The organism is Saccharothrix sp. NBAS 001 (genome assembly GCF_056640475.1).
The window spans coordinates 8,793,171-8,817,187 of sequence record NZ_CM153251.1 but is presented as its reverse complement, the minus strand read 5'-3'; the positions used below and the strand labels follow the sequence as shown (position 1 = coordinate 8,817,187).

Below are 24,017 nucleotides of genomic sequence, written 5' to 3'. Positions count from 1 at the left end.
GGAACAAAACGCCGTAGCCGAACGTTGTAGACGTGTTACTCTGGCCTTTCAGCACGGCCCCGGCGTGGGCCGTGTTTTTCCGTTCCGGGCGCGTGCGTCCGGGAACTACCAGCCCACCGCGTGGGCCTGGAGCAAGACGAGGAGTTGGTGACCGTGAGCGACACTGAGGTGACCTGGCTGACCCAGGAGGCCTACGACCGGCTCAAGGGAGAGCTGGACGAGATGATCGAGAATCGCCCGGTCATTGCTGCGGAGATCAACGCGCGCCGCGAAGAGGGCGACCTCCGCGAGAACGGCGGCTACCACGCGGCCCGCGAGGAGCAGGGCAAGCAGGAAGCCCGGATCCGCCAGCTCCAGGAGCTGCTGCGGGTCGCCAAGGTCGGCGAGGCGCCCACCGTCGCCGGTGTGGCCGCCCCCGGCATGGTGCTCACCGTCCGTTACGAAGGCGACGACGAGACCGAGGAGTTCCTGCTCGCGACCCGCGAGGAGGGCGCGCACGGCGCGCTGGAGGTCTACTCCCCCTCCTCCCCGCTGGGCAAGGCCCTCAACGGTGCCAAGGACGGCGAGACCCGCGAGTACGAGCTGCCCAACGGCAGCGTCCAGAAGGTGACGCTCATCAAGGCCGTGCCCTACGCGGGCTAGCCCCACAGACACGGGGAGGGGCGGCCACCGACGCGAGGTGGCCGCCCCTCCACTGTGTCCGGCGCCCGCACTACCCGATGCGCTCCAGCAGCGGGCGCACCCTGGGCGGCACCGGCGTGGACAGCGCGATCGACGTCGAGAGCCGCTGCACGCCCGGCACGTCGACGATCGAGTCGATCACCTGCTGGAGGTCGGCGTTGGACCGCGCCACCACCCGGACGAACAGGTCGCCCTGCCCGGTGGTCGCGTGCACCTCGCAGACCTCGTTGATCGCCGCGAGCCCGTCGGACACCTCCTGCCGCCGCCCCTGCGCGATCTCCAGCACGGCGAACGCGGTCAACCCGTAGCCCATCGCGGCCAGGTCGAGCGCGGGCGGGAACCCGGTGAGCACGCCCCGGTTCACCAGCCGGTCCAGCCGCGCCTGCACCGTCCCGCGGGCCACGCCCAGCCGGCGGGAGCACTCCAGCACGCCGAGCCGGGGTTCGTCGGTGAGCAGCAGGAGCAGTCGGGCGTCCAACCCGTCGACCACCTGGTCAGAGTGTTCAGCTTGTCCGTCGAAGACCATGGATCACTGTACAACCTGACCAGTGGAAAACGGGACTGTTGCTCATCCTGCTCACCCGACACATGCTGTGAGCCATGACGCAGCAGCTTGACGACGTGAGCTACGACCAGCTCCGCCAACTCGTGGGTCTGGTCGACTACGACGGGACGCGGGACCCGTTCCCCGTCCGCTCCATGGACGCCGTGGTCTTCGTGGTCGGCAACGCGACCCAGACCGCGTGGTTCTACCAGGTCGCCTTCGGGATGCAGCTCGTCGCGTACGCCGGACCGGAGACCGGGCAGCGGGACCACAAGTCCTTCGTGCTCAAGTCCGGCTCGGCGCGGTTCGTGATCAACGGCGGCGTCGCCCCCGACAGCCCGCTGCTCGACCACCACCGCAGGCACGGTGACGGCGTCGTCGACATCTCACTGGAGGTCGCCGACGTCGACAAGTGCGTCGAGCACGCCCGCGCCCAGGGCGCGACCGTGCTCGAAGAGCCCCACGACGTCGAGGACGAGCACGGCGTCGTGCGCCGGGCCGCGATCGCGACCTACGGCGAGACCCGCCACAGCCTGGTCGACCGGTCCCGGTACAGCGGCCCCTACCTCCCCGGCTACGAGGCCCGGGAGAGCACCGTCGTCCGGCCCGAGGGCGCGCCGAAGCGGCTGTTCCAGGCGGTCGACCACTGCGTGGGCAACGTCGAACTCGGCAAGATGGACTACTGGGTCGAGTGGTACAACCGCGTCATGGGCTTCGTGAACATGGCGGAGTTCATCGGCGACGACATCGCCACCGACTACTCCGCGCTGATGAGCAAGGTGGTGTCCAACGGCAACCACCGGGTGAAGTTCCCGCTCAACGAGCCCGCGGTGGCCAAGCGCAAGTCGCAGATCGACGAGTACCTGGAGTTCTACGAGGGCGCGGGCGTGCAGCACATCGCGCTCGCCACCAACGACATCGTCGCCACGCTGACCGCCATGCGCGCGGCCGGCGTCGAGTTCCTGGAGACCCCGGACTCCTACTACGACGACCCCGAACTCCGGGCCCGGATCGGCGAGGTGCGCGTGCCGATCGAGGTGCTCAAGGAGCACAAGATCCTGGTCGACCGCGACGAGGACGGGTACCTGCTGCAGATCTTCACCAAGCCGATCGGCGACCGGCCGACCGTCTTCTACGAACTCATCGAGCGGCACGGCTCGCTCGGCTTCGGCAAGGGCAACTTCAAGGCCCTGTTCGAGGCGATCGAGCGCGAGCAGGAACGTCGGGGCAACCTCTGACTTCGTGCTGACGAAAGCCGGCCCGCCAACCCCGGGCCGGCTTTTCGCATCTGTGAACGGGGATGATGTCGCTCACCGCACCCCGCGCTACCGGTACGCTCGGTGCGGGGACTTTTCACGCAGCACTCACCGGGGAGGTGGCATGGCTCTCACGCGACGGGTGACCACGGTGTTCCCGCTCGTCGGAGCGGTGGCCACGGCCGTGGCGCTGACCGGTGCGGCCTTCTTCACCGTGGCGCACGCGGACGACTGCGCCGACACGGGCCGGTTCGTGGTCCAGGACAACGGGGCGGTCGAACTCGTCGGCGGCTGCGTCGACGGCAAGGACCTGCCGGCCGTGCCGAAGCTGGACAACGTCCGCTACGCCGTCCAGCCCTGACCCGGCACCGACCCGGCCCGCCCCAGGCACAGGCCCCGGCACCGACCCGGTCCCCGCACGCCCGCGCCCGACATCGGCGATAGTGGACGCATGTGCCGAAACATCCGGGTGCTCCACAACTTCGAGCCGCCCGCCACCGAGGACGAGATCCGGGCGGCGGCGGTCCAGTACGTGCGCAAGGTGAGCGGGTCGACCAACCCGTCCACGGCCAACCAGGAGGCGTTCGACGCCGCCGTCGAGGCGGTCACCGAGGCCACTCGGACCCTGCTGGAAGCCCTCGTCACCAAGGCCCCGCCGCGCGACCGCGAGGTCGAGGCCGCCAAGGCCAAGGAGCGCTCCGCCGCCCGCTTCGGCCGCTAGCGACGGCTCCCCCGCCGGACCCCGGGGCCCGGCGGGGGAACGGGCATCAGCCCTGGTCCAGGGCCTGCACCAGGTCGGCCACCAGGTCCTCACCGGACTCGATGCCGACCGAGAGGCGGATCAGGTCGGCCGGCACCTCCAGCAGCGAACCCGCCGTGCTGGCGTGGGTCATCCGGCCGGGGTGCTCGATCAGCGACTCGACGCCGCCCAGCGACTCGGCCAGCGTGAACAGCCGGGTGCGCGAGCAGACCCGCAGGGCCGCTTCCTCGCCGCCGCGCACGGTGAACGAGATCATGCCGCCGAACCGGCGCATCTGCTTGGCCGCGATCTCGTGGCCGGGGTGCTCGGGCAGGCCGGGGTAGAACACCGACGTGACCCGGGGGTGCCGCTGGAGCGCCTCGGTGACCAGTTCCGCGTTGTCCGAGTGCTTCTCCATGCGCACTTCGAGGGTCTTGATGCCGCGCAGGGTCAGCCACGCGTCGAACGGGCCGGGCACCGCGCCCGCGCCGTTCTGGAGGAACCCGAAGGCCGCGTGCAGCTCGTCGTCCGAGGTGATCAGCGCGCCGCCGATGACGTCGGAGTGGCCGCCCACGTACTTGGTGGTGGAGTGCAGCACGACGTCCGCGCCCAGCGCGAGCGGGCTCTGCAGGTAGGGCGAGGCGAAGGTGTTGTCCACCACCAGCAGTGCGCCCGCCGAGTGCGCGACCTGCGCGAGCAGGGCGATGTCGGCGATGTTGAGCAGCGGGTTGGTCGGGGTCTCGATCCAGACGACCTTGGTGTTCGGGCGGATCGCCGCGCGCACCGCGTCGACGTCCGACAGCGCGACCGGCGTGTGCTCGACGCCCCAGTGGCTGAACACCTTGTCGATCAGCCGGAACGTGCCGCCGTAGGCGTCGTTCGGGATCACCACGTGGTCGCCGGGCCGGCACAGGGCGCGCAGCGCGGCGTCGGTCGCGCCCATGCCGGAGGCGAACGCGCGGGCGTGCTTGCCGCCTTCGAGCGCGGCGAGGCACTCCTCCAGCGCGGCGCGGGTCGGGTTGCCGGTGCGCGAGTACTCGAAGCCGTTGCGCAGCCCGCCGACGCCGTCCTGGGCGTAGGTCGAGGTGGCGTGGATGGGCACGATGACCGAGCCCGTCGTGGGGTCCGGGTCCTGTCCGGCGTGGATGGCCCTGGTCGCGAAACCGTAGTGGCCGGTGTCCGTCATGGACTCAGCCTAAGGGAGCAGCGCCGCCCGCCGCCTCCGGTCCACGACGCCCACGACGCGCATCGGCCGGCCGGGGAATCCCCGACCGGCCGATGCCGAACGCGTGTCAGGCCGTGCTCACCACTGGGGCGGCTGCTGGCCGTAGGGGTTCTGCTGCTGGGGCTGGCCGTACGGGTTGGCCTGCGGCTGGCCGTACTGGCCCGGCTGCTGCTGGGGCTGGCCGTAGGGGTTCGCCTGCTGGCCGGGGTAGCCACCGGGCATCCCGCCGCCGGGCATCCCGGTGTCCGGCGCGTTGACCACGATCGTGCCGAGGATCTTGTCCGCCCAGGTCTGCTTCTTGACCTCCCACAGCGGCGCGAACCAGCCCGCGTAGCAGGGCAGCGAGTCGACCAGGTGGCACAGGTGCCGGACGAACGCGTTGCCGAAGCCGATCGGCTGCCCGGTCTCCTCCTTGATCAGCTTGATCTTCGCGATCTTCTTGCCGTACGACTGGCCCGTCGTGCCGGCGAGGTACCACGAGTTGTAGATGATCCAGCCGAGCAGCGCCAGGTAGCCCACGCCGCTGAGCAGCAGCGCGATCGTCGGGTCGCCGGTCGCGGTGCCGATGCCCACCAGCACGCCGACCACCACGCCGGGTGCCGCGTAGTCGATCAGGGCGCCCACCGCGCGGGTGCCCCACTCCGCGTACCCGCCGGCGGGCGGCGCGAACGCGGGCTGGCCGTAGCCGGGCTGCGCGCCCCACGCCTGCTGCTGCGGCGGCTGCGGCTGGCCGTACGGGTTGGCCTGCGGCTGGCCGTACTGGCCGGGCTGCGGCTGGGCGTACGGGTTGCCCTGCGGCGCGCCGTACGCCTGCGGCTGCTGCGGCTGGCCGTACTGGGCGGGCTGCCCGTACTGCTGCTGCGGCGGCTGGCCGTAGGCGGGCTGCTGCTGGGCCGGGAAACCACCGGAGGCCGGCGGCTGCGCCGGGAAACCGCCCGACGCCGAAGGCGGCTGGCCGTAGGGCTGCTGGGTCGCGCCCGGCGGCACGACCTGCGTCGCGTCCGGGTTGCCGCCCTGCGGCTGACCACCTGCGGAGGGCACGACCTGGGTCGCCTCCGGGGGCGGGAACGCGGGGCTCGCACCACCGCTCGGCACGACCTGGGTCGCGTCGGCGTTGGGGGGCTGGGCACCCTGCCCCTGCTCCTGCTGGTATTGGCCGCCGAATTGCTGGTTCTCGGGCGGCTGCGGAGCGTTCATCGGAGTTTCCAACCCCCTTGGCGTGGGCCGTAGGCGTATGAGTCGGGGGCCAACGCTAGCGGATAAGACCACGTCCGCTACCGGCAACCGGCCAATGTGTCGTGATCAGCGTCCGGCGAGGAAACCCAGGATGTCCTGCCGGGTAACCACGCCCGCGGGCTTTCCGTCGTCGAGCACCAGAGCACCGTCCGCCGAGGACAGCGCCTGCATCGCGGCGCTGATCGACTCGCCGGAGCCGATGGTCGGGAGCTTGAGCGACATGTGCGCGTCGAGCCGGTCGGTCAGCTGCGCCTTGCCGGTGAACAGGGCGTCGAGCAGGTCGCGTTCGTTGACCGCGCCGGACACCTCGGCGGCCATCACCGGCGGCTCGGCGTTGACCACGGGCATCTGGGACACGCCGTACTCGCGCATGATCGCCACCGCCTCGGCCACCGTCTCGTTCGGATGCCCGTGCACCAGGTCCGGCATGGTGCCGTCCTTGCGCCGCAGCACGTCGCCGACCGTCGCGCCGGAGGTGTCCGGCGACAGGAAGCCGTACTGGGCCATCCACTTGTCGTTGAAGACGCTCGACAGGTAGCCGCGCCCGCCGTCGGGCAGCAGGACCACGACCACGTCGTCCGGGCCGCAGCCCTCCGCGACCCGCAGCGCCGCCGCGACCGCCATCCCGCAGGAGCCGCCGACCAGCAGGCCCTCCTCGCGGGCGAGCCGGCGGGTGAGGTCGAACGAGTCCTTGTCGGACACCGGCACGATCTCGTCGCACACGGTCCGGTCGTAGGCGGCGGGCCAGAAGTCCTCGCCGACGCCCTCGACCAGGTACGGCCGCCCGGAACCCCCGGAGTACACGGAACCCTCCGGGTCCGCGCCGATCACCTTGACCGCGCCCGACGACACCTCCTTGAGGTAGCGCCCGGTGCCGGAGATCGTGCCGCCGGTGCCCACGCCCGCGACGAAGTGGGTGATCCTGCCCTCGGTCTGCCGCCACAGCTCCGGCCCGGTGCCGTGGTAGTGGCTGGCCGGGTTCTCCGGGTTGGAGTACTGGTTCGGCTTCCACGCGCCGGGGATCTCGGCGACCAGCCGGTCGGACACGTTGTAGTAGGAGTCGGGGTGCTCGGGCGCGACGGCCGTCGGGCACACCACCACCTCGGCGCCGTACGCCTTGAGCACGTTGCGCTTGTCCACGCTGACCTTGTCCGGGCAGACGAACACGCACTTGTAGCCCTTGCGCTGGGCCACCAGCGCCAGCCCGACACCGGTGTTGCCCGAGGTGGGCTCGACGATCGTGCCGCCCGGCTTGAGCTCGCCGGACCGCTCGGCGGCCTCCACCATGCGCAACGCGATCCGGTCCTTCACGCTGCCACCGGGGTTCAGGTACTCGACCTTGGCCAGGACGAGCGGCCGGAGCCCCTCGGCAACCGCGTTCAGCTTCACCAGCGGCGTGTTGCCGACCAGGTCTACGACGCTCTCGACGTACTCCACCGAAGGTCCCTTCCCACCGTGCGAGATGACGGATCGAGAGTACTTGTTGAGGTGCCTGACCGGCGCGACTCGCGGATGGCGGTAATCCGCGCGTCCTTCCGGACGATTGACCCAGGGGGTGGTCGACATGAAGTGGTGGCGTCTCGTCACGGTCGCGGGGGTGGCCGCGGGCGGACTGACCGGGCTGGCGTACGGCCTGTTCACGACGCAGTCCAAACGGGCCAGGGTGGTGATCGGCGTCCCGGACGCGCCCCCGCTGCGCGCCGACGGCGTGTACGGCGACCACGACGGCCGGCCGGTCCGGTTCGCCGTGCTGGGCGACTCGATGGCGGCGGGCCTCGGCGTCGACCACGAGAGCGAACTGCCCGGCGTCCTGCTCGCGCGGGCGCTCGCCGAGGAGATCGAGCACCCGGTCCGCCTGGAGACCTACGCCGTGAGCGGGTCGACCACCGACGACCTGCCGCCCCAGGTGGACCGCGCGCTCGCCGACCCGCCCGAGGTGGCCCTGGTGATCGTCGGCGCGAACGACGTGACCACCCGCTCACCGATCACCAGGTCGGCGGCGACGCTGGGGACCCAGGTGGCCAGGCTCCAGGACGCGGGCGTCGCCGTCGTGGTGGGCACCTGCCCCGACCTCGGCTCGATCCGCCCCATCGCCCAACCGCTGCGCGCGGTGGCCAGTGAGTACAGCCTCCGGCTGGCCAGGGCGCAGCGGCAGGCGGTGATCAGGGCCGGCGGCATCCCCGTCGCCCTCGGTGACCTGCTGGCCGCCGAGTTCAGCACGCGCGGCCGGGACTACTTCAGCCGCGACCAGTTCCACCCCAGCGCCGCCGGGTACGAGGCGGCCACGTCGATCCTGCTCGCGCCGCTGTACGAAGCGGTGATCACGCACCACGACGTGCGTCACGAGTGGTAGCCGGGCTGAACAGGCGTTAACTAGGCTCAAGGCAACGTTGCGGCGAAACAAAGGAGTTCCGTAATGCCTGAGGCCGTCATCGTCTCCGCAGCAAGGTCGCCCATCGGACGCGCGGGCAAGGGCTCGCTCAAGGACGTCCGGGCCGACGACCTGACCGTGCAGGTGCTCAAGGCGGCGCTGGCGAAGGTGCCGCAGCTGGACCCGCACGACATCGACGACCTGATGCTGGGCTGCGGCCTGCCGGGCGGCGAACAGGGCTTCAACATGGGCCGCGTGGTGTCCGTGCTGGCCGGGTACGACACCCTGCCGGGCACCACCGTGACCCGGTACTGCGCGTCGAGCGTGCAGACCACCCGCATGGCGCTGCACGCGATCAAGGCGGGCGAGGGCGAGGTGTTCATCAGCGCCGGCGTCGAGACCGTGTCGAGCTTCGCGCGCGGCAGCTCCGACAGCTGGCCGGACACCCACAACCCGGTCTTCGCCGACGCCGAGGCCCGCACCAGGGCGACCGCCGAGCAGGGCGCGTCCACCTGGACCGACCCCCGCACCGCCGGCAACGTGCCCGACGTCTACATCGCCATGGGCCAGACGGCGGAGAACCTGGCGCTCGCGAAGGGCGTGACCCGCGAGGACATGGACCACTTCGGCGTCCGGTCGCAGAACCTGGCGGAGAAGGCCATCGCGAACGGCTTCTGGGCCCGCGAGATCACCCCGGTGACCCTCCCGGACGGCACCGTGGTGTCCGCCGACGACGGCCCGCGCCCCGGCGTGACCTACGAGGGCGTCTCCGGCCTCAAGCCCGTGTTCCGCCCCGACGGCCGCGTCACCGCGGGCAACTGCTGCCCGTTGAACGACGGCGCGGCCGCCCTGGTGATCATGAGCGACACGAAGGCCAAGGAACTCGGCATCACCCCGCTGGCCCGCATCGTCTCCACAGGCGTGTCGGGCCTGTCACCGGAGATCATGGGCCTGGGCCCGGTCGAGGCGTCGAAGCGCGCACTGGCCCTCGCGGGCCTGTCGATCGGCGACATCGACCTGGTCGAGATCAACGAGGCGTTCGCCGCGCAGGTCATCCCGTCGTACCGCGACCTGGGCATCGACCTGGACCGGCTGAACGTGAACGGCGGCGCGATCGCCGTCGGCCACCCCTTCGGCATGACCGGTGCACGGATCACCACGACCCTGATCAACTCACTCCAGTTCCACGACAAGCAGTTCGGTCTGGAAACGATGTGCGTAGGCGGCGGCCAGGGCATGGCGATGATCCTCGAACGATTGAGCTGACACGCGTCACAGCCGGCCGGAGCCGACGTCCCTACCTATGAGTAGGGGAGGTCGACACCAGATGCCGTACGTGTGGTGGCACAGCGGGTACGACTCGCTGTGCCACGCATTCCCAACAACCCAGCCGTCGGACGCGTACTTCGAAGCCGCGTGCACGCACTCAGTGCCCCCGGAACAGCTTTTACGAGAACCCAACGGCCCGTTATGCGTACCGTGCCTGATCAAAGTCGGCTCGGAACTACCGACAGAAGACCCGACCACCGCAGGCAACACGTGGCGGGACTAAAGCGCAGCAAACACATCTCCCCCCGCGTCGTGTCATCCCCGTATGGCCCGCGCGCAGCGAACCGCGCTTGAGTAGGGAGCGCAAGCACGCTTTTCGCTTGCGCTCCCTACTCAAGGGTGGTTGTCTCCGACCGGGCCGTACGGGGATGACACGACGCCCGCCCGTTCTCTTGTCATCCTTGGCGGCTCGCCCGTCCGGCGAGGACTCTTTCAAGCCAAGACCTCACAGCCAGCCCACCCAGCCCACCCAAGCCCCAGCACCCTCCGCCGGGCGCGGACAGCACGAACTCGGCGCGCAAGACAAGAAAGCCCGTGCCCAGGTGCGGGAAGCGCCCCACCACAGCCAAACAAAGACTTCCAACAGAAAAGCGCTGGTCAACGCCTTGCCGTCGAAGCGACGGCCGGCCTCCGGCCCCCGACACCATTATCCCACGGGGGACCGACAATCATCCCGCACACCCGCCTGCACTCCTGCACGCCCGCTTGCCTGCCTGCACGCCCACACGCCCACACGCCCACACGCCCACACGCCCACCACACTCACACGGCCGCCTGCATTCCCGGCCGCATGCATGCATGCCCGGTCACCGCATTCCAGCCCGCATGCCCGATCTCGCCTGCATTCCCGATCGAGCAAACGGACAGAGTTGACCAGACGGCCAGTCGGCGGTCTGCCGGTCTGGGGAATGGGCGGTTGGGCGGTTGGGCGATTGGGCGATTGTGTGGACGGCGGGCGGTTATCGATCTGTTGGTCAGGCGGCTGGGCGGTCAGGTGGCCGGGCGGTCGGGTGAATGGGCGGATGGGCGGTCGGGCGCGGGGCCTCACAACCGCGCACAGAGCCGATCGCGCAGATCGACCGCGCACAGGCCGGCTCCACGATCAGGCGACCGACAAGCCGCACGAGTCGCCGACAACCCACTCAGATGGATGGCACCGAACCGCCCGCAGAACCGCTTGCCGGGCCGTCCGCGCACCCCGATCGCGCAACGCCACACCGACACCGACAGTAACCGTCAGCACCTGCTCCCACCGCTCCCAACGACGCCAACCGCCCCAACCACGCCCACCACACCGCAGCCAACCGCGACAGGCGTCACAGCACACACCCCGCACACCCGCACACACCCCCGCAAACAAAAACGAAGGGCGCCCGGCACGAAGCCGGACGCCCTCCCCTCAACCCGTGACCGACGAGGTCAGTCGCGCTGGAGGTACGACAGCAGTCGGAGGATCTCCAGGTACAGCCACACCAGCGTGGTCATCAGACCGAACGCCGCCCACCAGGCCCACTTCGCCGGCACGCCGGAGCGGATCATCTCGTTCGCCGCTTCGAAGTCGAGCAGGAAGTTGAACGCCGCGATGCCGATCACCACGAGGCTGAACACGATCGCGAGCGTCCCGCCGTCACGCAGGCCGAGGTTCACGCCGAACAGGCCGAGCACCAGGTTGCCGAGCATCAGCACGGCGGCCCCGACGGTCGCGCCGATGATCCACTTGGTCAACCGGGGCGTGACGCGGATCGCACCCGTCTTGTAGACGACGAGCATGGCGATGAACACACCGAACGTGCCGAGGATGGCCTGCCAGGCGATGCCCTTGAACGCGCCCTCGAACACACCGGTGATCGCGCCGAGGAACAACCCCTCGGCCGCCGCGTAGATCAGCACGAGCGGCGCGCTCGGGGTGCGCTTGAAGATGATGATCAGCGACACGACCAGGCCGACGATCAGACCCGGCAGCATCAGCGCCAACGGCTTGGCCTGGCCGGACAGCACCAGCCACGCCGAGATGAAACCGGTGGCCAGGGTCGTGGCCAGGGTGATCGCGGTCTTGGTGACCACGTCGTCGATGGTGATGGGGCGCTCGCCGGTGGTCGGCGGCGCGCTCTGGTAGCCGCCGTACTGCTGCGCCTCGTACGGCTGGCCGAAGCCCGCGTAGCTCCCGGAACCGCCGCTGGTCGGCAGGTTGCGGAACGCGGGGTTGCTGGTGGTACGCACCTCGTCCTCCTGTGGCGTTTTGACGCCGTCACGGGGTTCAACGACCACACGAGTCGATCGGTTCCCGTCGGGTAAAACTGACTTTACTCGGGCTGTCGATCTCGAATCCACACCCCACGCTGCGGAGCGTAGTCGGAAAGCCCACTCCCTCGGAGGCTTGTCCACACCGGACCCGACCCGTAAGGCTGCCCCAGGCAGCGCGTCGACAGGCTGCCCGCAGCATCCGGTCCCTAAGCTCTTCCCGAAGCTCGTCCCGAACTGCCCGAGGGGTCAGGTTCATAACTATGGGGTGGAGACGACTCGCCGGCGCGGCGCTCGCCGCCGGCGTGGCCCTGCTCGCCGTTCCCGCAACGTCCGACGCCCAGGTCCAGGAGGGCATCGGCTACACCACACCCGCCCAGGGGTACCGGGGCAAGCCCGGCACCACCGACTGGCTCGGGTCCTACATCTGGCAGGGCAAGCACGTCTGGTGCGTGGAGTACTCGCTGCTCGCGCCCGACAGCTCCGAGGAGTACAAGCCCGGCGACGAACTGCGCACCAAGGCGGGCGACGCGCTCGCCCCTGACGTCGCGGCGAACATCTCCTACCTGCTCCTGCGCTACACGACCAACCCGTCCGTCGACGAGGCCGCCGCGCTGGCGCACCTCCTGCACTCCTGGACGGCGTTCCCGCACGGCGGGATCTCGCTCGACCCGAGCAACGACTTCCGCCACATCGCCTACAACGAGCAGTTCCACTTCGACGCGCTGCCGCAGTCCGCCAAGGACTCGGTGACCAAGCTGCGCGCCGACGCCGAGGCGAACCGCGGCCCGTGGACGGCGAAGGTGACCGCGCCCGACAAGGAGCAGCTGATCGGCTCCCCGGGCGACTGGGCGGTGAACATCGCGAAGGCCGACGGCAGGCTGGTCTCCGACGTCCCGGTCACCGTGGAACTCGACCAGGCCACCCTGGAGGACGGCAAGACGACCGTCGAGCTGCGCACGCCCGCCGACGGCAAGCCGCTCAACGTCAAGGTCATCCCGACCGGCGTCAAGCCCACGTTCAAGGTCCGCCTGGACAGCCCGGCCGACAAGCCGGTGGTGCACGTGCCCGGCAACGCCGACATGCAGCGGATCGTGACGACCGGTGGCGAGAAGAAGCTCGCGGCCGAGGCGTCCGGCACCGCCCGCACCCAGCCCGGCATCGTCAAGGTCGGCAAGACCGACTCCGAGACCGGCAAGCCGATCTCCGGCGTGGCGCTGCGGGTCACCGGCCCGGACGGGGTCAAGCCCGCCCTCAAGCAGGACGACTCCCCGCTGACCGGGCCGGACGGCAAGCCGATCGTGCTCCAGACCGGCGCGGACGGCACGGTCGCCGTGCCCGACCTGCGGACGCCGCAGGAGATCTGCGTCGTCGAGGTCGCCGCGCCGAAGGGCTACGAGGAGAACTTCGACCCGAACGCGCCGCCCAAGGCGTGCGGCAAGGTCGAGCCGGCGCAAACGCTTGCCCTGGCGATCGCGAACAAGCCGAACAAGCCGATCGTCCCGATCACGATCCCGGCGGGCGCGGACGGTGCGGGCGTGGTGGCCACCGCGTCCTTCACCACCGAGCTGGACTCCGGCGCGCTGGTCGGGTTCGGCGGGCTGGTCCTGGTGGGCTCCGCCCTGGTCGGCTTCTTCGTCCGCCGCAAGGCAGTGGCTGCCCGCTCGTGATCGGAGCGGACGCCAGATCGATCACGACCGGCGCGGTGGTGGCGGGGCTCCTCGTCGCCGCCGCGCTGGTGTTCGCCCCGGCCGCCGAGGTCGTGCGGGGTTCCGCGCGACCCGGCGACGCGGTCGTGCCGTTCCCGCTCGGCGACAGCATGAGGTCCGGGCGCGGCTCGGACCTGGCCGGGATGCCCGCCGGCGGCAACCCGCCCGAGAACCCGACCACGCCGTCCGCCGAGCAGCCGCCCCCTCCCCCGGCCGTGCAGGCCCCGGGCACGGTGAAGCTGCCGCAGGGCGGGCTGGCCACGCTGGTCCGCAAGGAGGTCACCGCCGACGGCGTGCTGCCGGTCCCGGAGGGCGTCGGCGAGGCGACCTGGTGGGGCGTGGACCTCGGCGCGTCCGAGGGCGCGACGGTGCTCGCCGGGCACGTCAACTGGAAGGGCATGACCGGCCCGTTCGACGAGCTGTGGCGCGCCTCCGCCGGCCAGGACGTGACCGTGGTGGACACCGCGGGCAAGGCGTTCCGGTTCCGGATCAGCCAGGTGATCACCGTCCGCAAGGACGACCTGCCCGCGCGCGCGGTCGAGCTGTTCGGGCCGCGCGGGGAGCACCGGCTGGCGCTGGTGACCTGCGGCGGTCGGTGGGTCGGCGGCAGCACCGGGTACGAGGAGAACCAGGTCGTCGTGGCGACGCCGGTGGCGTAGAGGCAACCGGCGGACGCGCCGAGTCGTCTTGCCCTGTGTGAAGCGCAGGCGTTTGATCACCACCGGTATCGCGATGGCGCTCGTGCTGGCCGTGCTGGCCGTGCTCGGTGCGCGGGAGCCCCGTCCCGACGAGGACTTCGGCGAACTCGCCGCGCCGCTGCCCATCGCGCCCCGCGCGCCGTCCAGCGCGAACGCGCCCACCCCGTCGCTGCCGCCGCCGGCCGCCGCGCCGAAGTGGATGAAGCGCATGCAGCCCGGCGAGAAGCCGCCGCAGTTCGTGCTGTTCTCCTTCGACGGTGCCGCGTCCAAGGAGCACTGGGACCGGGTGATGCCGATCGCGCAGCGGACCGGCGCGCACGTCACCGGCCTGCTGTCCGGGGTGTACCTGGTCGCCGACGCGGACGCCGCGACCTACGCCGGGCCCGGCCACCGGGCCGGGTACTCGGCCATCCAGTTCGGCGGCACCCGCCAGGACGTGGCGAACCGGATCGCCTACCTCAACGCCGCCCTGGCCGCCGGGCACGAACTGGGCACCCACTACAACGGCCACTTCTGCGACACCGACGAGCCGAGCGTGGGCCGGTGGCGCACCGCCGACTGGGACCTGGAGCTGGACCAGTTCTTCGCGATCCTGGACAAGGCCCGCCAACAGGGTTTCACCCTCGACCCGGCGGCCGTGCGCGGTGGGCGCACACCGTGCCTGGAGGGCGACTGGGGGCAGGCGTTCCCGTCCATGCGGGCGCACGGCCTGGCCTACGACACCAGCCACGTGAGCCTCGGCGTGACGTGGCCGACCGTGCAGGGCGGGATGTGGGAGTTCCCGCTGCCCGAGGTCCGGGTGCCCGCGCTGGGCCGGCAGGTGGTGATGATGGACTTCAACCTCTGGTACGCCTTGAACCGCGCGCAGGACGACCCCGGGCCGCCCGGCGAGTACGCCCGGATCGTGCTGGACACCTACCGGTCGGTCTACCAGGCCACGTTCAACGGCAACCGCGCTCCTCTGGTGGTGGGCAACCACTTCAACGAGTGGGCCGGCGGCGCGTTCAGCGAGGCCGTCGAGCGGTTCATGGAGGAGGTGTGCGCGCGCGAGGAGACCGTGTGCGCCACCTACACCGAGGTCATCCAGTGGATGCAACTGCAAGACCCCGTTGTCCTGGAACAGTTCCGCCGAATGCCCGCCTCGCTCAACTGAGCCCACGGCCGAAAAACACCACACACCGCCAAAAACCACACAGGCCAAACACCACTGACGGCGAAACCCAGGCGCACCAACACCACGCACAGCAACACACACCAGCGCACCCGGACCACACCGCACCCAGAACACCACCGTGCCAACGCATCGCACCGTGCCGGGTGCCCGCGACCGAAGCCGCGAGCACCCGGCTCGGCTCAGCCGTCAGTGCTCAGCCGTCAGTGCTCAGCCGTCAGTGCTCAGCCGTCAGTGCTCAGCAGCCGGTCGTCGTCGGCCGCCGGGGTGCCCCGACCGTCCTGGTTCGACGTACCCAGCCACAGCGTCCCGTCCGGAGCCGCACCGGCGGCCCGGACCCGGCCGTAGCCGGTGAACACCGCCTGCGGCGTGCCCAACTCGGTCCCGGTCACCGGGATCTTCCAGACCCGCCGCCCGGTCACGCACGCGACGTAGAGCGCGTTCTTGTAGAACGCGATCCCGGAAGGCCCGGCCGAACTGGTCGGCCACGACTTCACCGGGTTCACGAACCTGGTGTCGTTGCACGGCCCTTCGCACGTCGGCCAGCCGTAGTTCTTGCCGGACTGGATCCAGTTCAGCTCATCGGTCCGGTTGTTGCCGAACTCCGTGGCGTACGCCCGGCCGTTGGCCCACGTGATGCCCTGCGGGTTGCGGTGGCCGTAGGAGTACACCCGGCTGTTGAACGGGTTGCCCGGCGCGGGCGCGCCGGTCGTGGTGAAGCGCAGGACCTTGCCCGCGAGCGAGGACGTGTTCTGCGCGTTGGCGCTGTTGCCCGCGTCGCCCGTGGTCGCCCACAGGAGTCCGTCCGGGCCGAATTCCAGGCCGCCTCCGTTGTGGAACCGGTTCTTCGGGATACCGGTCACGATCGGTTCCGCGGCCCCGCCGCCGCCGATCTTCACGCGGGAGACCCGGTTGTCGGCGGCGGCCGTGTAGTAGACGTAGACGGTGTTGTCGGTGGCGAAGGTCGGCGACACCGCGATGCCCAGGAGTCCGCCTTCGCCTCCGGGCACGGCTTCGTTCACGGTGTGCAGGGTGGTCACCGCGGTTCCGGTGATCTTTTTGATCTTCTTCGTGTCGCGTTCGGTGTAGATGCCGCTTCCGTCGGGCAGGTAACCGATGTCCCACGGGACTGCCTGGCCGGTGGCCAGCGTTCGCACCGCGAGTTGCGCCGGGCCGGCCTGGGCGGGAGCGACCACGGTCGCGCCCAGTGTTGCCAGGGCCAGTACCGCGCCTAGACGAGCACGCATGTGCTGCCTCCATGTCCGCACTGTCACGGCGGCGGAACGGCGGTCACCACGACTCAACCACGCCCGCACAAATCGGGCAACATTCATCGGAGGACAGACCACTACCTGGTTGGGCAACCCTCCTTACGATCTAGCGCGGTGACCCCCGAACGCTCTACCTTGGAGACACCGCCGCCGACCCACGGAGAGCCACACCCCAATCCGAGGAGTCGCGCAATGTCAGCCGAGAAGACGCCGCAGCCGAAGCGCACCTGGGTCAAGCCGGACTTCCGGGACATCGACACGCCGATGGAAGTCACCGCGTACGCCGCGCGCGGCTGAGCGGAACGCCCTGGCGTCGTGGCTCCGGGCGCGTACTCGCGGGCGGGGCCACGACGTGGTGCGCGGCGACCCACCCGGCCGCACGCGGCCACCCCGCACCCCGCCACCCCGCACGCTGCCACCCCGCACCACGCCACCCGCGCCGTGCGACGGACCGGTGCCACGCGGGCACGTCGCGACGCCGCCGGTCGCGGGAACCGCGGTCGGGAGGGCACTGGCCGAACGCGGAAGCAGACCGGAGACCCTGGAGGCGCGCGCATGCCCGAGCCGTTGACCGAGGAGAAGTTCACCGCCCGCCTGCGGGCGCTCTCCGCCCGCTACTGGGACAGCCACCCGTTCCACCTCCGGCTGCACGCGGGCGAGCTGTCCGAGGACGAACTGCGGCTGTGGGCGGCGAACCGCTGGTACTACCAGCGCTGCATCCCCCGCAAGGACGCCTCGATCCTGGCCAACTGCCCGGACCCGGACGTCCGCCGGCAGTGGCGGGAGCGGATCGTCTGGCACGACGGGGAGCGCGCGGGCGAGGGCGGGGCGGAGAACTGGCTGCGGATGGCCGAAGCGCTCGGCCTGACCCGCGAGGAGGTGCTCGACGAGCGGCACGTGCTGCCCGGCACCAGGTTCGCCGTCGACGCCTACGTGACCTTCGCGCGCACCAGACCGTGGGTGGAGGCGGTCGCCTCCGGGCTCACCGAGATGTTCTCCCGCGGGCTGATGACCCGCCGGTTGGCCGACATGCGGGAGCGGTACCCCTGGATCGCCGAAGAGGGCTTCGCCTACTTCACCACGCGCCTGAAGGTGATCGAGGGCGAGGGGAAGTCCACTTTGGACCTCGTGGTGCGCAACTGCCGGACCAGGGAACAACAGGACGCCGCGGTCGCCGCGCTGGCGTTCAAGTGCGACGTGCTGCGGGCGATCCTCGACGCAGTCGACTACTACGCGGTCGGCACGGCCGACCGGACAACGGGACGATCATGACCGATCTCGATGCCACACCACGGCTCGGCAAGGGCGTGAAGACCTCTTACGACCAGACCCGGGAGAGCCACGTCGTGCTGTTCCCCGAAGGTGTACTGGTGCTCAACGAGACCGCCGCCGCGGTGGTCGGGCTGTGCGACGGGCGCACCACGATCACCGGCATCGCGGCGAAGCTGGCCGAGGAGTTCGACGGCGTGCGGCCGGAGGACGTCGCCGAGCTGGTGGACCGGCTGACCGCGCGCAAGGTGGTGCGGACCGATGGCTGACGCCCCGTTCGGGCTGCTCGCCGAACTCACCCACCGCTGCCCGCTCCAGTGCGGCTACTGCTCCAACCCGCTGGAGCTGGTGCGCGGTTCGGCCGAACTCGACACCGCCGAGTGGTGCTCGGTGTTCGACCAGGCGCGCGCCATGGGCGTGCTCCAGTTCCACCTGTCCGGCGGGGAACCGCTGGCGCGCAAGGACCTCCCGGAGATCGTCGGCCACGCCGCCGGACTCGGCGGGTACGTGAACCTGGTGACCAGCGGGCTCGGCCTGACCGCCGAGCGGCTCGCCGACCTGGTCGCCCGGGGCGTCGACCACGTGCAGCTGTCGGTGCAGGACGCGGTGCGCGCCAACGCCGACCTGATCGCCGGGGTGAAGGCGTTCGACCACAAGCTCACCGCCGCGCGCCTGATCGGCGAGGCGGGGCTGCCGCTGACGGTCAACGTCGTGCTGCACCGCCGCAACCTCGACCACGTCGCCGAGATCATCGAGCTGGCCGAGCGGATGGGCGCGGACCGGCTGGAGCTGGCCAACACCCAGTACTACGGCTGGGCGCTGCGCAACCGGGCCGCCCTGCTGCCCACCCGGGACCAGCTGAGCCGGGCGGACGCGGCGGTGGCGCGGGCGCGCGAGCGGTCCCGGATGGAGATCGTCTACGTGATCGCGGACTACCACGAGGCGCACCCCAAGCCGTGCATGTACGGGTGGGGCGCGCAACAGCTCACGGTCGCGCCCAACGGGGACGTTCTGCCCTGCCCGGCGGCGGGCGTGATCGACAACCTGGGGGTGGAGAACGTGCGGGACCGGCCGCTGGCCGGGATCTGGCACGAGTCGGGTTCGTTCAACGCGTTCCGCGGGGTCGACTGGATGCGCGAGCCGTGCCGGTCGTGCGTCCGCAAGGAGATCGACTTCGGCGGGTGCCGGTGCCAGGCGTTCCAGCTGACCGGCGACGCGGCGAACACCGACCCGGTGTGCTCGCTGTCCCCTCGGCGCACCGAGGTGGACCTGATCCTCGCCGCGGAGACGACGGCTCCGGCGGCGCTGACGATGCGGAAGGTGGCGCGGTGAAGGTCGTGCTGCTCGGAACGGCCGCCGGTGGCGGCGCGCCGCAGTGGAACTGCGCGTGCGGGCCGTGCGCGAAGGCGCGGGCGGGCCTGCTGCCCGCGCGCACCCAGGACTGCCTGGCGGTGAGCGGGAACGGCGAGGACTGGTGGCTGCTCAACGCCTCCCCCGACATCCGGACCCAGATCACCGCGACGCCGCTGCTCGACCCCGGCCCCGGTCCCCGGGACACGCCGGTGCGCGGTGTGCTGTTCACCGACGCCGAGGTGGACCACACGCTCGGCCTGCTGACGTTGCGCGGCGCGGTCGGGCTGCGGGTGCACGCGCCGGCGACCGTGCTGCACGCGCTCACCGACACCCGCGCGATGCTGGACAAGTACGCCGAGTGGACGTGGCGGCAGGTCGAGCCGGAGCAGACCTTCGCGCTGTCGGGCGGGCTGGAGGTGACCGCGTTCCCGGTCAGCGGCAAGCGCCCGAGGTACGCGGGCGAGTCCCCGGTGGCCGGGCACTGGGTGGTGGCCTACCGGGTGTTCGACCCGGAGACCGGCGGGATCGTGCTCTACGCGCCGTGCCTGGCGGGGTGGCCGCTGGGGTTCGACGACCTGGTCGCCGAGGCGGACGCGGTGCTGCTGGACGGCACGTTCTACGCGCCCTCGGAGATGGGCGCGGCCACCGGCCGGTCCGGCGGCCAGTCCGCGATGGGCCACCTGCCGATCACCCACACGCTGCCCGAACTGCGCCGCCACCCCGGCGTGCGGCGGATCTACACCCACCTCAACAACACCAACCCGGTGCTCGACCCGGACTCCGACGAGCACGCCAAGCTGCGCGAGGCCGGGGTCGAGGTGCTGCCCGACGGCGCGGTCCTGGAGGTCTGACCGGGGGACGCCGGCGGCGGCCCGGGGCACCGGCCCGCCGGCGTCCCGGGCCCGAGGGGCCTGCTCCCACGGCCGATCGGGGGGTTAGACCCACCGCCCGCACCCCGGCCACCCGGAAGAATCACCCGCATGACGGACCACGACCTCGTGCGCGGCGCGGGGACCCGGATCAAGGCCGCGGCGCTGGCCTTCGCCCGGGTGCCGCTGTGCGTGATCGGACTGCCCCTGATCCCGCTGCAGCTCTACACCTACCCGCTGGTCCTGGTGACGGTCGGCGTGCCGATGCTGCTGCTGGTCACCGCGCTGACCCGGGGCTACCTGGGCCTGCACCGGCGGTGGGCGGGCCGGGTGCTGGGCGAGGCGATCCCCGCGCCCTACCGGGTGCCCGCGAACCGGGGCCCGATGACCAGGGTGCGGGCCATCGCCACCGACCCGGCGACGTGGCGGGACATGGCGTTCCTGCCGCTCAACGCGTTCGTCGGGGTGGCCTGCGGGGCGCTGCCGGCGGCGCTGTGGCTGGGCGGCGCGTTCGGCTTCGTCACACCGCTGCTGTGGATGGCCGGCGCGGACGCGGTGAACTACAACGGGATCGACTCGGACCTGCCGGGCAACTTCCTGCTCGCGCCGCTGATCGGCCTGGCCCACCTGGCGCTGGCGTGGTGGGCGACGCCGCGCGTGGTGCGGCTGCACGCCCGGTTCGTGCGGTTCTTCCTGGCGCCGAGCCAGACCGAGGCGCTGACCAACCGGGTGCGGGTGCTGGCCGACTCGCGGGCCGAGACGGTGGACGCGCAGGCCGCCGAGCTGCGCCGGATCGAGCGCGACTTGCACGACGGCGCGCAGGCCCGGCTGGTGGCGCTGGGGATGAGCCTGGGCATGGCCGAGGAGCTGCTGGCCCGGGACCCGGACGCGGCCCGCGACCTGCTGGTCGAGGCGCGCCAGTCGTCGTCGCAGGCGCTGTCCGAGCTGCGCGACCTGGTGCGCGGCATCCACCCGCCGGTGCTGGCCGACCGGGGGCTGGACGGGGCGCTGCGCGCGCTGGCCCTGACCAACCCGCTGCCGGTCGAGGTCGACCTGGTGCTGGACGGGCGGCCGGAGGCCCCGGTGGAGTCGGCGGCGTACTTCGCGGTCGCCGAGACGCTGACGAACGTGGCCAAGCACAGCGGTGCCGGCAGCGCGTGGGTGCGGGTGCGGCACGAGAACGGCCGGCTCGCGCTGATGATCGGCGACAACGGCCGGGGCGGGGCCGAGGCGACCGAGAACGGCGGACTGCGCGGAATCGAGCGCAGGCTGGCCGCCTTTGATGGCACGCTCGGGATCGCGAGCCCGGTCGGCGGGCCGACGATCGTGACCATGGAGCTGCCGTGCGCGTTGTCCTCGGTGAAGACCTCGTCCTCCTCCGGGACGGCCTGATCCGGCTGCTGCAGGCCTACGACTTCGACGTGGTGGAGGCGGTCGACTCCGGTCCCGCCCTGCTCAAGGCCATGGTCGACCACCGCCCGGACGTGGCGGTGGTCGACGTGCGGCTGCCGCCGACGTTCACCGACGAGGGGCTGCGGGCGGCGATCGAGGCGCGCAAGCGGGTGCCCGGCCTGCCCGTGCTGGTGCTCTCCCAGTACGTGGAGCAGCTCTACGCCCGCGAGCTGCTGTCCGATCGCGGCGGCGGCGTCGGCTACCTCCTCAAGGACCGCGTGTCCGACGTCACCCAGTTCGTGGACGCGATCCGGCGGGTGGCGGCGGGCGGCACCGCGATGGACCCGGAGGTCATCACCCAGCTGCTGGCGCGCAGCGGGCGGGACCGGCCGCTGGCCACGCTGACCCCGCGCGAGCGGGAGGTGCTCTCGCTGATGGCGGAGGGCCGGTCGAACGGCGCGATCGCGGCGCGGCTGTTCGTGACCGAGAAAGCGGTGGGCAAACACACCGCCAACATCTTCGGCAAGCTCGACCTGCCGCTGTCCGAGGACGACAACCGCCGGGTGCTCGCGGTGCTGGCCTATTTGGACCGGCTGTAAATCGTTATTTAGGCTAAGCACCGTTCTGACTTTCCCGCCAACGCCCCAGGGGTGCCCGATGGATACGACGGCCGCGCTCGCCGCAGAACTGCTCGACCTGATGTCCCGGCTCTCGCCGCTGGGCGCGACCGTGTGGGGCCTGCCCGGATATGACCACCTGCTCGCCGACCACCGGCCGGAGACCGAGGAATCGACCAGGGCCGCCGCGCTGCGGATCGCGGAACGCGCGCGGGCGCTGCCCGCCGACGACGACCCGGTCACCCGCGCGGTGATCGTGCAGCAGGCCGAATCCACCGTCGACCTGCTCGACGCGCGGTCGGTCGAGTACACGATCACCGATTCGTTCTTCGCCCCGGCCGGCGAGCTGCTGTCCGTGCTGCCGATGGTCGTGCCCGCCGACGAGGAGCAGGAGCGGGCCTACCTGTCCCGGCTCGCGGCCATCCCGGAGTTCCTGCGGGTGGTCGCCGAGCGCCAGGTCGCCGGTTCCGCCGCCGGCCGCACGCCGGTCCAGCACCTCCTGGACGCGACCGTCGCCTACCTGGACCGCTACCTGGCCGCCGAGCAGGACCCGCTGGCCCGGCCGCAGGGCGGCGCGGCGTTCACCGCCGAGCGCGACCGGCTGATCGCCGAGCGGGTGCGGCCCGCGTTCGCCGCCTACCGCGACGCCGTCGCGGCCCTGAGCGGCCGTCCCGCCGACCAGGCGGGCCTGTGCTGGCTTCCCGACGGCGAAGCCGCGTACGCCGGCCTGGCGCGCGCTCAGACCACCACAACGCGGTCTCCCAAGGAGTTGCACGAGACGGGGCTGGCCATCATGGCCGAGCTGGCCGAGGAGTACGCCGAACTCGGCGAGCGGGTGTTCGGCACCCGCGACACCGCCGAGGTCTTCGAGCGCATGCGCGAGGACCCGGCGCTGCGCTGGCGGTCCGAGGACGAGCTGATCTCCGCCGCGCGCGAGGCGGTGGCGCGGGCCGAGCAGGCCGCGCCGCGCTGGTTCGGCCGGATCCCCGCCAAGCGCTGCGAGGTGGAGCCGGTGCCCGCGGTGGACGCGCCGGGCGCGCCCACCGCGTTCTACGCGCCGCCGTCGATGGACGGGACGCGGCCGGGCACCTACTACGCCAACACGCACCGCGTGGAGGAGCGCTTCCGGTACCAGGCCGAGGCCATCGCGTTCCACGAGGCGGTGCCGGGGCACCACTTCCAGGTCGTGCTGGCGCAGGAGCTGGCCGACCTGCCGGTGCTGCGCCGGGTCGCCTCGGTCACCGGGTACCTGGAGGGCTGGGGCCTGTACTGCGAGCGGCTGGCCGACGAGATGGGGCTGTACTCGGACGACGTGGCGCGGCTGGGGATGCTCGCCATGGACTCGATGCGGGCCGGCCGGCTGGTCGTGGACACCGGGCTGCACGCGCACGGGTGGAGCCGCGAGCGGGCCGTGGCGTACCTGCGGGAGAACACGCCGCTGGCGCAGGTCGAGATCGAGTCCGAGGTGGACCGCTACATCGCCGCGCCCGGCCAGGCGCTGGCCTACATGGTGGGACGGCTGGAGATCCAGCGGGTGCGGGCCGAGGCGGAGCGGGCGCTGGGCGACCGGTTCGACATCCGGGCGTTCCACGACCTGGTGCTGGGCGGCGGGCCGCTGCCGCTGGCCGTGCTGGACGAGGTCGTGCGGGACTGGGTGACCTCGCAGGCGTGAGCGCGGCTCAGGTGTGAAACCCCTGCGGGTGGCCCGGACTCCCGGGCCACCCGACCCGGCTTCACTCCACCGCCGGGGGTCGAGCGCTGCCCTTTCGGGGCATTGACAAGGGAAAACTCCGATATCCCACCGGCACAACTCAAGTAGCCAGTGTTGGCTTACTCGGCCGCCCGTTCGTGATCACTCGGCAGTCGAGTGACTACGAAGGTTGCGGCGCACGTGCCCCCGACGGGATTCGAACCCGTACTGTGACTCTTTTAAGGAGCCTGCCTCTACCGATTGGGCTACGGGGGCAGCAAGGAGCCTAAGCCGTTACCGAGCGTTCGTGGGGCCGGTTCGACACAAGTCCCCCGCACGGCTCAATGCGATCCGCT

General features: G+C 71.3%; 23 protein-coding genes and 1 tRNA gene. 17 read left to right on the top strand and 7 right to left on the bottom strand.

Going from position 1 to position 24,017, the window contains the following annotated elements; translation table 11 throughout:
• Positions 1 to 144 precede the first annotated feature (144 nt).
• The gene (gene greA, locus AC0HI0_RS39405) at positions 145 to 642 is read left to right on the top strand and encodes a transcription elongation factor GreA (RefSeq protein WP_085983579.1); all 498 of its coding nucleotides are present in this window, start codon (positions 145 to 147) and stop codon (positions 640 to 642) included.
• A gap of 70 nt (positions 643 to 712) precedes the next feature.
• On the opposite strand, the gene AC0HI0_RS39400 is transcribed toward greA, so the two are convergent.
• Positions 713 to 1,207, bottom strand: a complete 495-nt coding sequence (locus tag AC0HI0_RS39400) for an Lrp/AsnC family transcriptional regulator (RefSeq protein WP_480928558.1) — start codon at positions 1,205 to 1,207, stop codon at positions 713 to 715.
• Positions 1,208 to 1,281: 74 nt separating this feature from the next.
• Between AC0HI0_RS39400 and hppD the strand changes: the two genes are divergently transcribed.
• From hppD to AC0HI0_RS39385, 3 genes are all read left to right on the top strand, one after another.
• Positions 1,282 to 2,463 (top strand): 4-hydroxyphenylpyruvate dioxygenase, encoded by a 1,182-nt coding sequence (gene hppD / locus AC0HI0_RS39395; RefSeq protein ID WP_480928557.1) that lies wholly within the window; start codon positions 1,282 to 1,284, stop codon positions 2,461 to 2,463.
• Between the two features lie 142 nt (positions 2,464 to 2,605).
• Positions 2,606 to 2,842 carry a hypothetical protein gene (locus AC0HI0_RS39390; protein WP_480928556.1) on the top strand — a complete coding sequence of 79 codons (237 nt, stop codon included), beginning with the start codon at positions 2,606 to 2,608 and terminating at the stop codon, positions 2,840 to 2,842.
• Positions 2,843 to 2,932: 90 nt separating this feature from the next.
• Positions 2,933 to 3,202 (top strand): DUF2277 domain-containing protein, encoded by a 270-nt coding sequence (locus AC0HI0_RS39385; RefSeq protein ID WP_480928555.1) that lies wholly within the window; start codon positions 2,933 to 2,935, stop codon positions 3,200 to 3,202.
• 46 nt (positions 3,203 to 3,248) lie between these two features.
• Here AC0HI0_RS39385 and AC0HI0_RS39380 read toward each other — a convergent pair whose 3' ends face one another.
• From AC0HI0_RS39380 to AC0HI0_RS39370, 3 genes are all read right to left on the bottom strand, one after another.
• Positions 3,249 to 4,406, bottom strand: coding sequence for a cystathionine gamma-synthase (locus AC0HI0_RS39380; protein ID WP_480928554.1), 1,158 nt, complete (start codon positions 4,404 to 4,406; stop codon positions 3,249 to 3,251).
• Between the two features lie 117 nt (positions 4,407 to 4,523).
• Positions 4,524 to 5,642, bottom strand: coding sequence for an RDD family protein (locus tag AC0HI0_RS39375; protein ID WP_480928553.1), 1,119 nt, complete (start codon positions 5,640 to 5,642; stop codon positions 4,524 to 4,526).
• 105 nt (positions 5,643 to 5,747) lie between these two features.
• Positions 5,748 to 7,118 carry a cystathionine beta-synthase gene (locus AC0HI0_RS39370; protein ID WP_480928552.1) on the bottom strand — a complete coding sequence of 457 codons (1,371 nt, stop codon included), beginning with the start codon at positions 7,116 to 7,118 and terminating at the stop codon, positions 5,748 to 5,750.
• A gap of 127 nt (positions 7,119 to 7,245) precedes the next feature.
• Between AC0HI0_RS39370 and AC0HI0_RS39365 the strand changes: the two genes are divergently transcribed.
• Together AC0HI0_RS39365 and AC0HI0_RS39360 are read left to right on the top strand one after the other, a co-directional pair.
• Entirely contained in the window at positions 7,246 to 8,034 is a 789-nt protein-coding gene (locus AC0HI0_RS39365) for an SGNH/GDSL hydrolase family protein (RefSeq protein ID WP_480928551.1), read from the top strand.
• A gap of 63 nt (positions 8,035 to 8,097) precedes the next feature.
• Positions 8,098 to 9,318: an acetyl-CoA C-acetyltransferase gene (locus AC0HI0_RS39360; protein WP_480928550.1), complete on the top strand. Its 1,221-nt coding sequence runs from the start codon at positions 8,098 to 8,100 to the stop codon at positions 9,316 to 9,318.
• A 1,482-nt stretch (positions 9,319 to 10,800) separates the two neighbouring features.
• On the opposite strand, the gene AC0HI0_RS39355 is transcribed toward AC0HI0_RS39360, so the two are convergent.
• On the bottom strand, positions 10,801 to 11,601 hold the full coding sequence (locus AC0HI0_RS39355) for a Bax inhibitor-1/YccA family protein (protein WP_480928549.1): 801 nt from the start codon (positions 11,599 to 11,601) through the stop codon (positions 10,801 to 10,803).
• Positions 11,602 to 11,885: 284 nt separating this feature from the next.
• Between AC0HI0_RS39355 and AC0HI0_RS39350 the strand changes: the two genes are divergently transcribed.
• From AC0HI0_RS39350 to AC0HI0_RS39340, 3 genes are read left to right on the top strand one after another with little or no spacing between them, the layout of a single operon-like run.
• On the top strand, positions 11,886 to 13,292 hold the full coding sequence (locus tag AC0HI0_RS39350) for an MSCRAMM family protein (RefSeq protein WP_480928548.1): 1,407 nt from the start codon (positions 11,886 to 11,888) through the stop codon (positions 13,290 to 13,292).
• Entirely contained in the window at positions 13,289 to 13,990 is a 702-nt protein-coding gene (locus AC0HI0_RS39345; protein ID WP_480928547.1) for a class F sortase, read from the top strand. The genes AC0HI0_RS39350 and AC0HI0_RS39345 overlap by 4 nt, the downstream gene beginning before the upstream one ends.
• A 37-nt stretch (positions 13,991 to 14,027) precedes the next feature.
• Positions 14,028 to 15,182, top strand: a complete 1,155-nt coding sequence (locus AC0HI0_RS39340; protein ID WP_480928546.1) for a polysaccharide deacetylase family protein — start codon at positions 14,028 to 14,030, stop codon at positions 15,180 to 15,182.
• 242 nt (positions 15,183 to 15,424) lie between these two features.
• Here AC0HI0_RS39340 and AC0HI0_RS39335 read toward each other — a convergent pair whose 3' ends face one another.
• Entirely contained in the window at positions 15,425 to 16,447 is a 1,023-nt protein-coding gene (locus AC0HI0_RS39335) for a PQQ-dependent sugar dehydrogenase (RefSeq protein WP_480928545.1), read from the bottom strand.
• Between the two features lie 216 nt (positions 16,448 to 16,663).
• Here AC0HI0_RS39335 and pqqA point away from each other — a divergent pair, with 216 nt between their 5' ends.
• From pqqA to AC0HI0_RS39295, 8 genes are all read left to right on the top strand, one after another.
• Positions 16,664 to 16,768: a pyrroloquinoline quinone precursor peptide PqqA gene (gene pqqA, locus AC0HI0_RS39330; RefSeq protein WP_480928544.1), complete on the top strand. Its 105-nt coding sequence runs from the start codon at positions 16,664 to 16,666 to the stop codon at positions 16,766 to 16,768.
• Positions 16,769 to 17,026: 258 nt separating this feature from the next.
• Entirely contained in the window at positions 17,027 to 17,743 is a 717-nt protein-coding gene (gene pqqC, locus AC0HI0_RS39325; protein ID WP_480928543.1) for a pyrroloquinoline-quinone synthase PqqC, read from the top strand.
• Positions 17,740 to 18,009: a pyrroloquinoline quinone biosynthesis peptide chaperone PqqD gene (pqqD, locus tag AC0HI0_RS39320; protein ID WP_480928542.1), complete on the top strand. Its 270-nt coding sequence runs from the start codon at positions 17,740 to 17,742 to the stop codon at positions 18,007 to 18,009. Before pqqC ends, pqqD begins: the two co-directional genes overlap by 4 nt.
• On the top strand, positions 18,002 to 19,072 hold the full coding sequence (gene pqqE / locus AC0HI0_RS39315; RefSeq protein WP_480928541.1) for a pyrroloquinoline quinone biosynthesis protein PqqE: 1,071 nt from the start codon (positions 18,002 to 18,004) through the stop codon (positions 19,070 to 19,072). Before pqqD ends, pqqE begins: the two co-directional genes overlap by 8 nt.
• Positions 19,069 to 19,944 carry a pyrroloquinoline quinone biosynthesis protein PqqB gene (gene pqqB / locus AC0HI0_RS39310; protein WP_480928540.1) on the top strand — a complete coding sequence of 292 codons (876 nt, stop codon included), beginning with the start codon at positions 19,069 to 19,071 and terminating at the stop codon, positions 19,942 to 19,944. The genes pqqE and pqqB overlap by 4 nt, the downstream gene beginning before the upstream one ends.
• 129 nt (positions 19,945 to 20,073) lie before the next feature.
• Positions 20,074 to 21,354: a sensor histidine kinase gene (locus AC0HI0_RS39305; RefSeq protein ID WP_480928539.1), complete on the top strand. Its 1,281-nt coding sequence runs from the start codon at positions 20,074 to 20,076 to the stop codon at positions 21,352 to 21,354.
• The gene (locus AC0HI0_RS39300) at positions 21,306 to 21,953 is read left to right on the top strand and encodes a LuxR C-terminal-related transcriptional regulator (protein ID WP_480928538.1); all 648 of its coding nucleotides are present in this window, start codon (positions 21,306 to 21,308) and stop codon (positions 21,951 to 21,953) included. The genes AC0HI0_RS39305 and AC0HI0_RS39300 overlap by 49 nt, the downstream gene beginning before the upstream one ends.
• A 58-nt stretch (positions 21,954 to 22,011) precedes the next feature.
• The gene (locus tag AC0HI0_RS39295; RefSeq protein WP_480928537.1) at positions 22,012 to 23,643 is read left to right on the top strand and encodes a DUF885 domain-containing protein; all 1,632 of its coding nucleotides are present in this window, start codon (positions 22,012 to 22,014) and stop codon (positions 23,641 to 23,643) included.
• Between the two features lie 220 nt (positions 23,644 to 23,863).
• Here AC0HI0_RS39295 and AC0HI0_RS39290 read toward each other — a convergent pair.
• A tRNA-Leu gene (locus tag AC0HI0_RS39290) sits at positions 23,864 to 23,937 on the bottom strand.
• Positions 23,938 to 24,017: the final 80 nt, after the last annotated feature.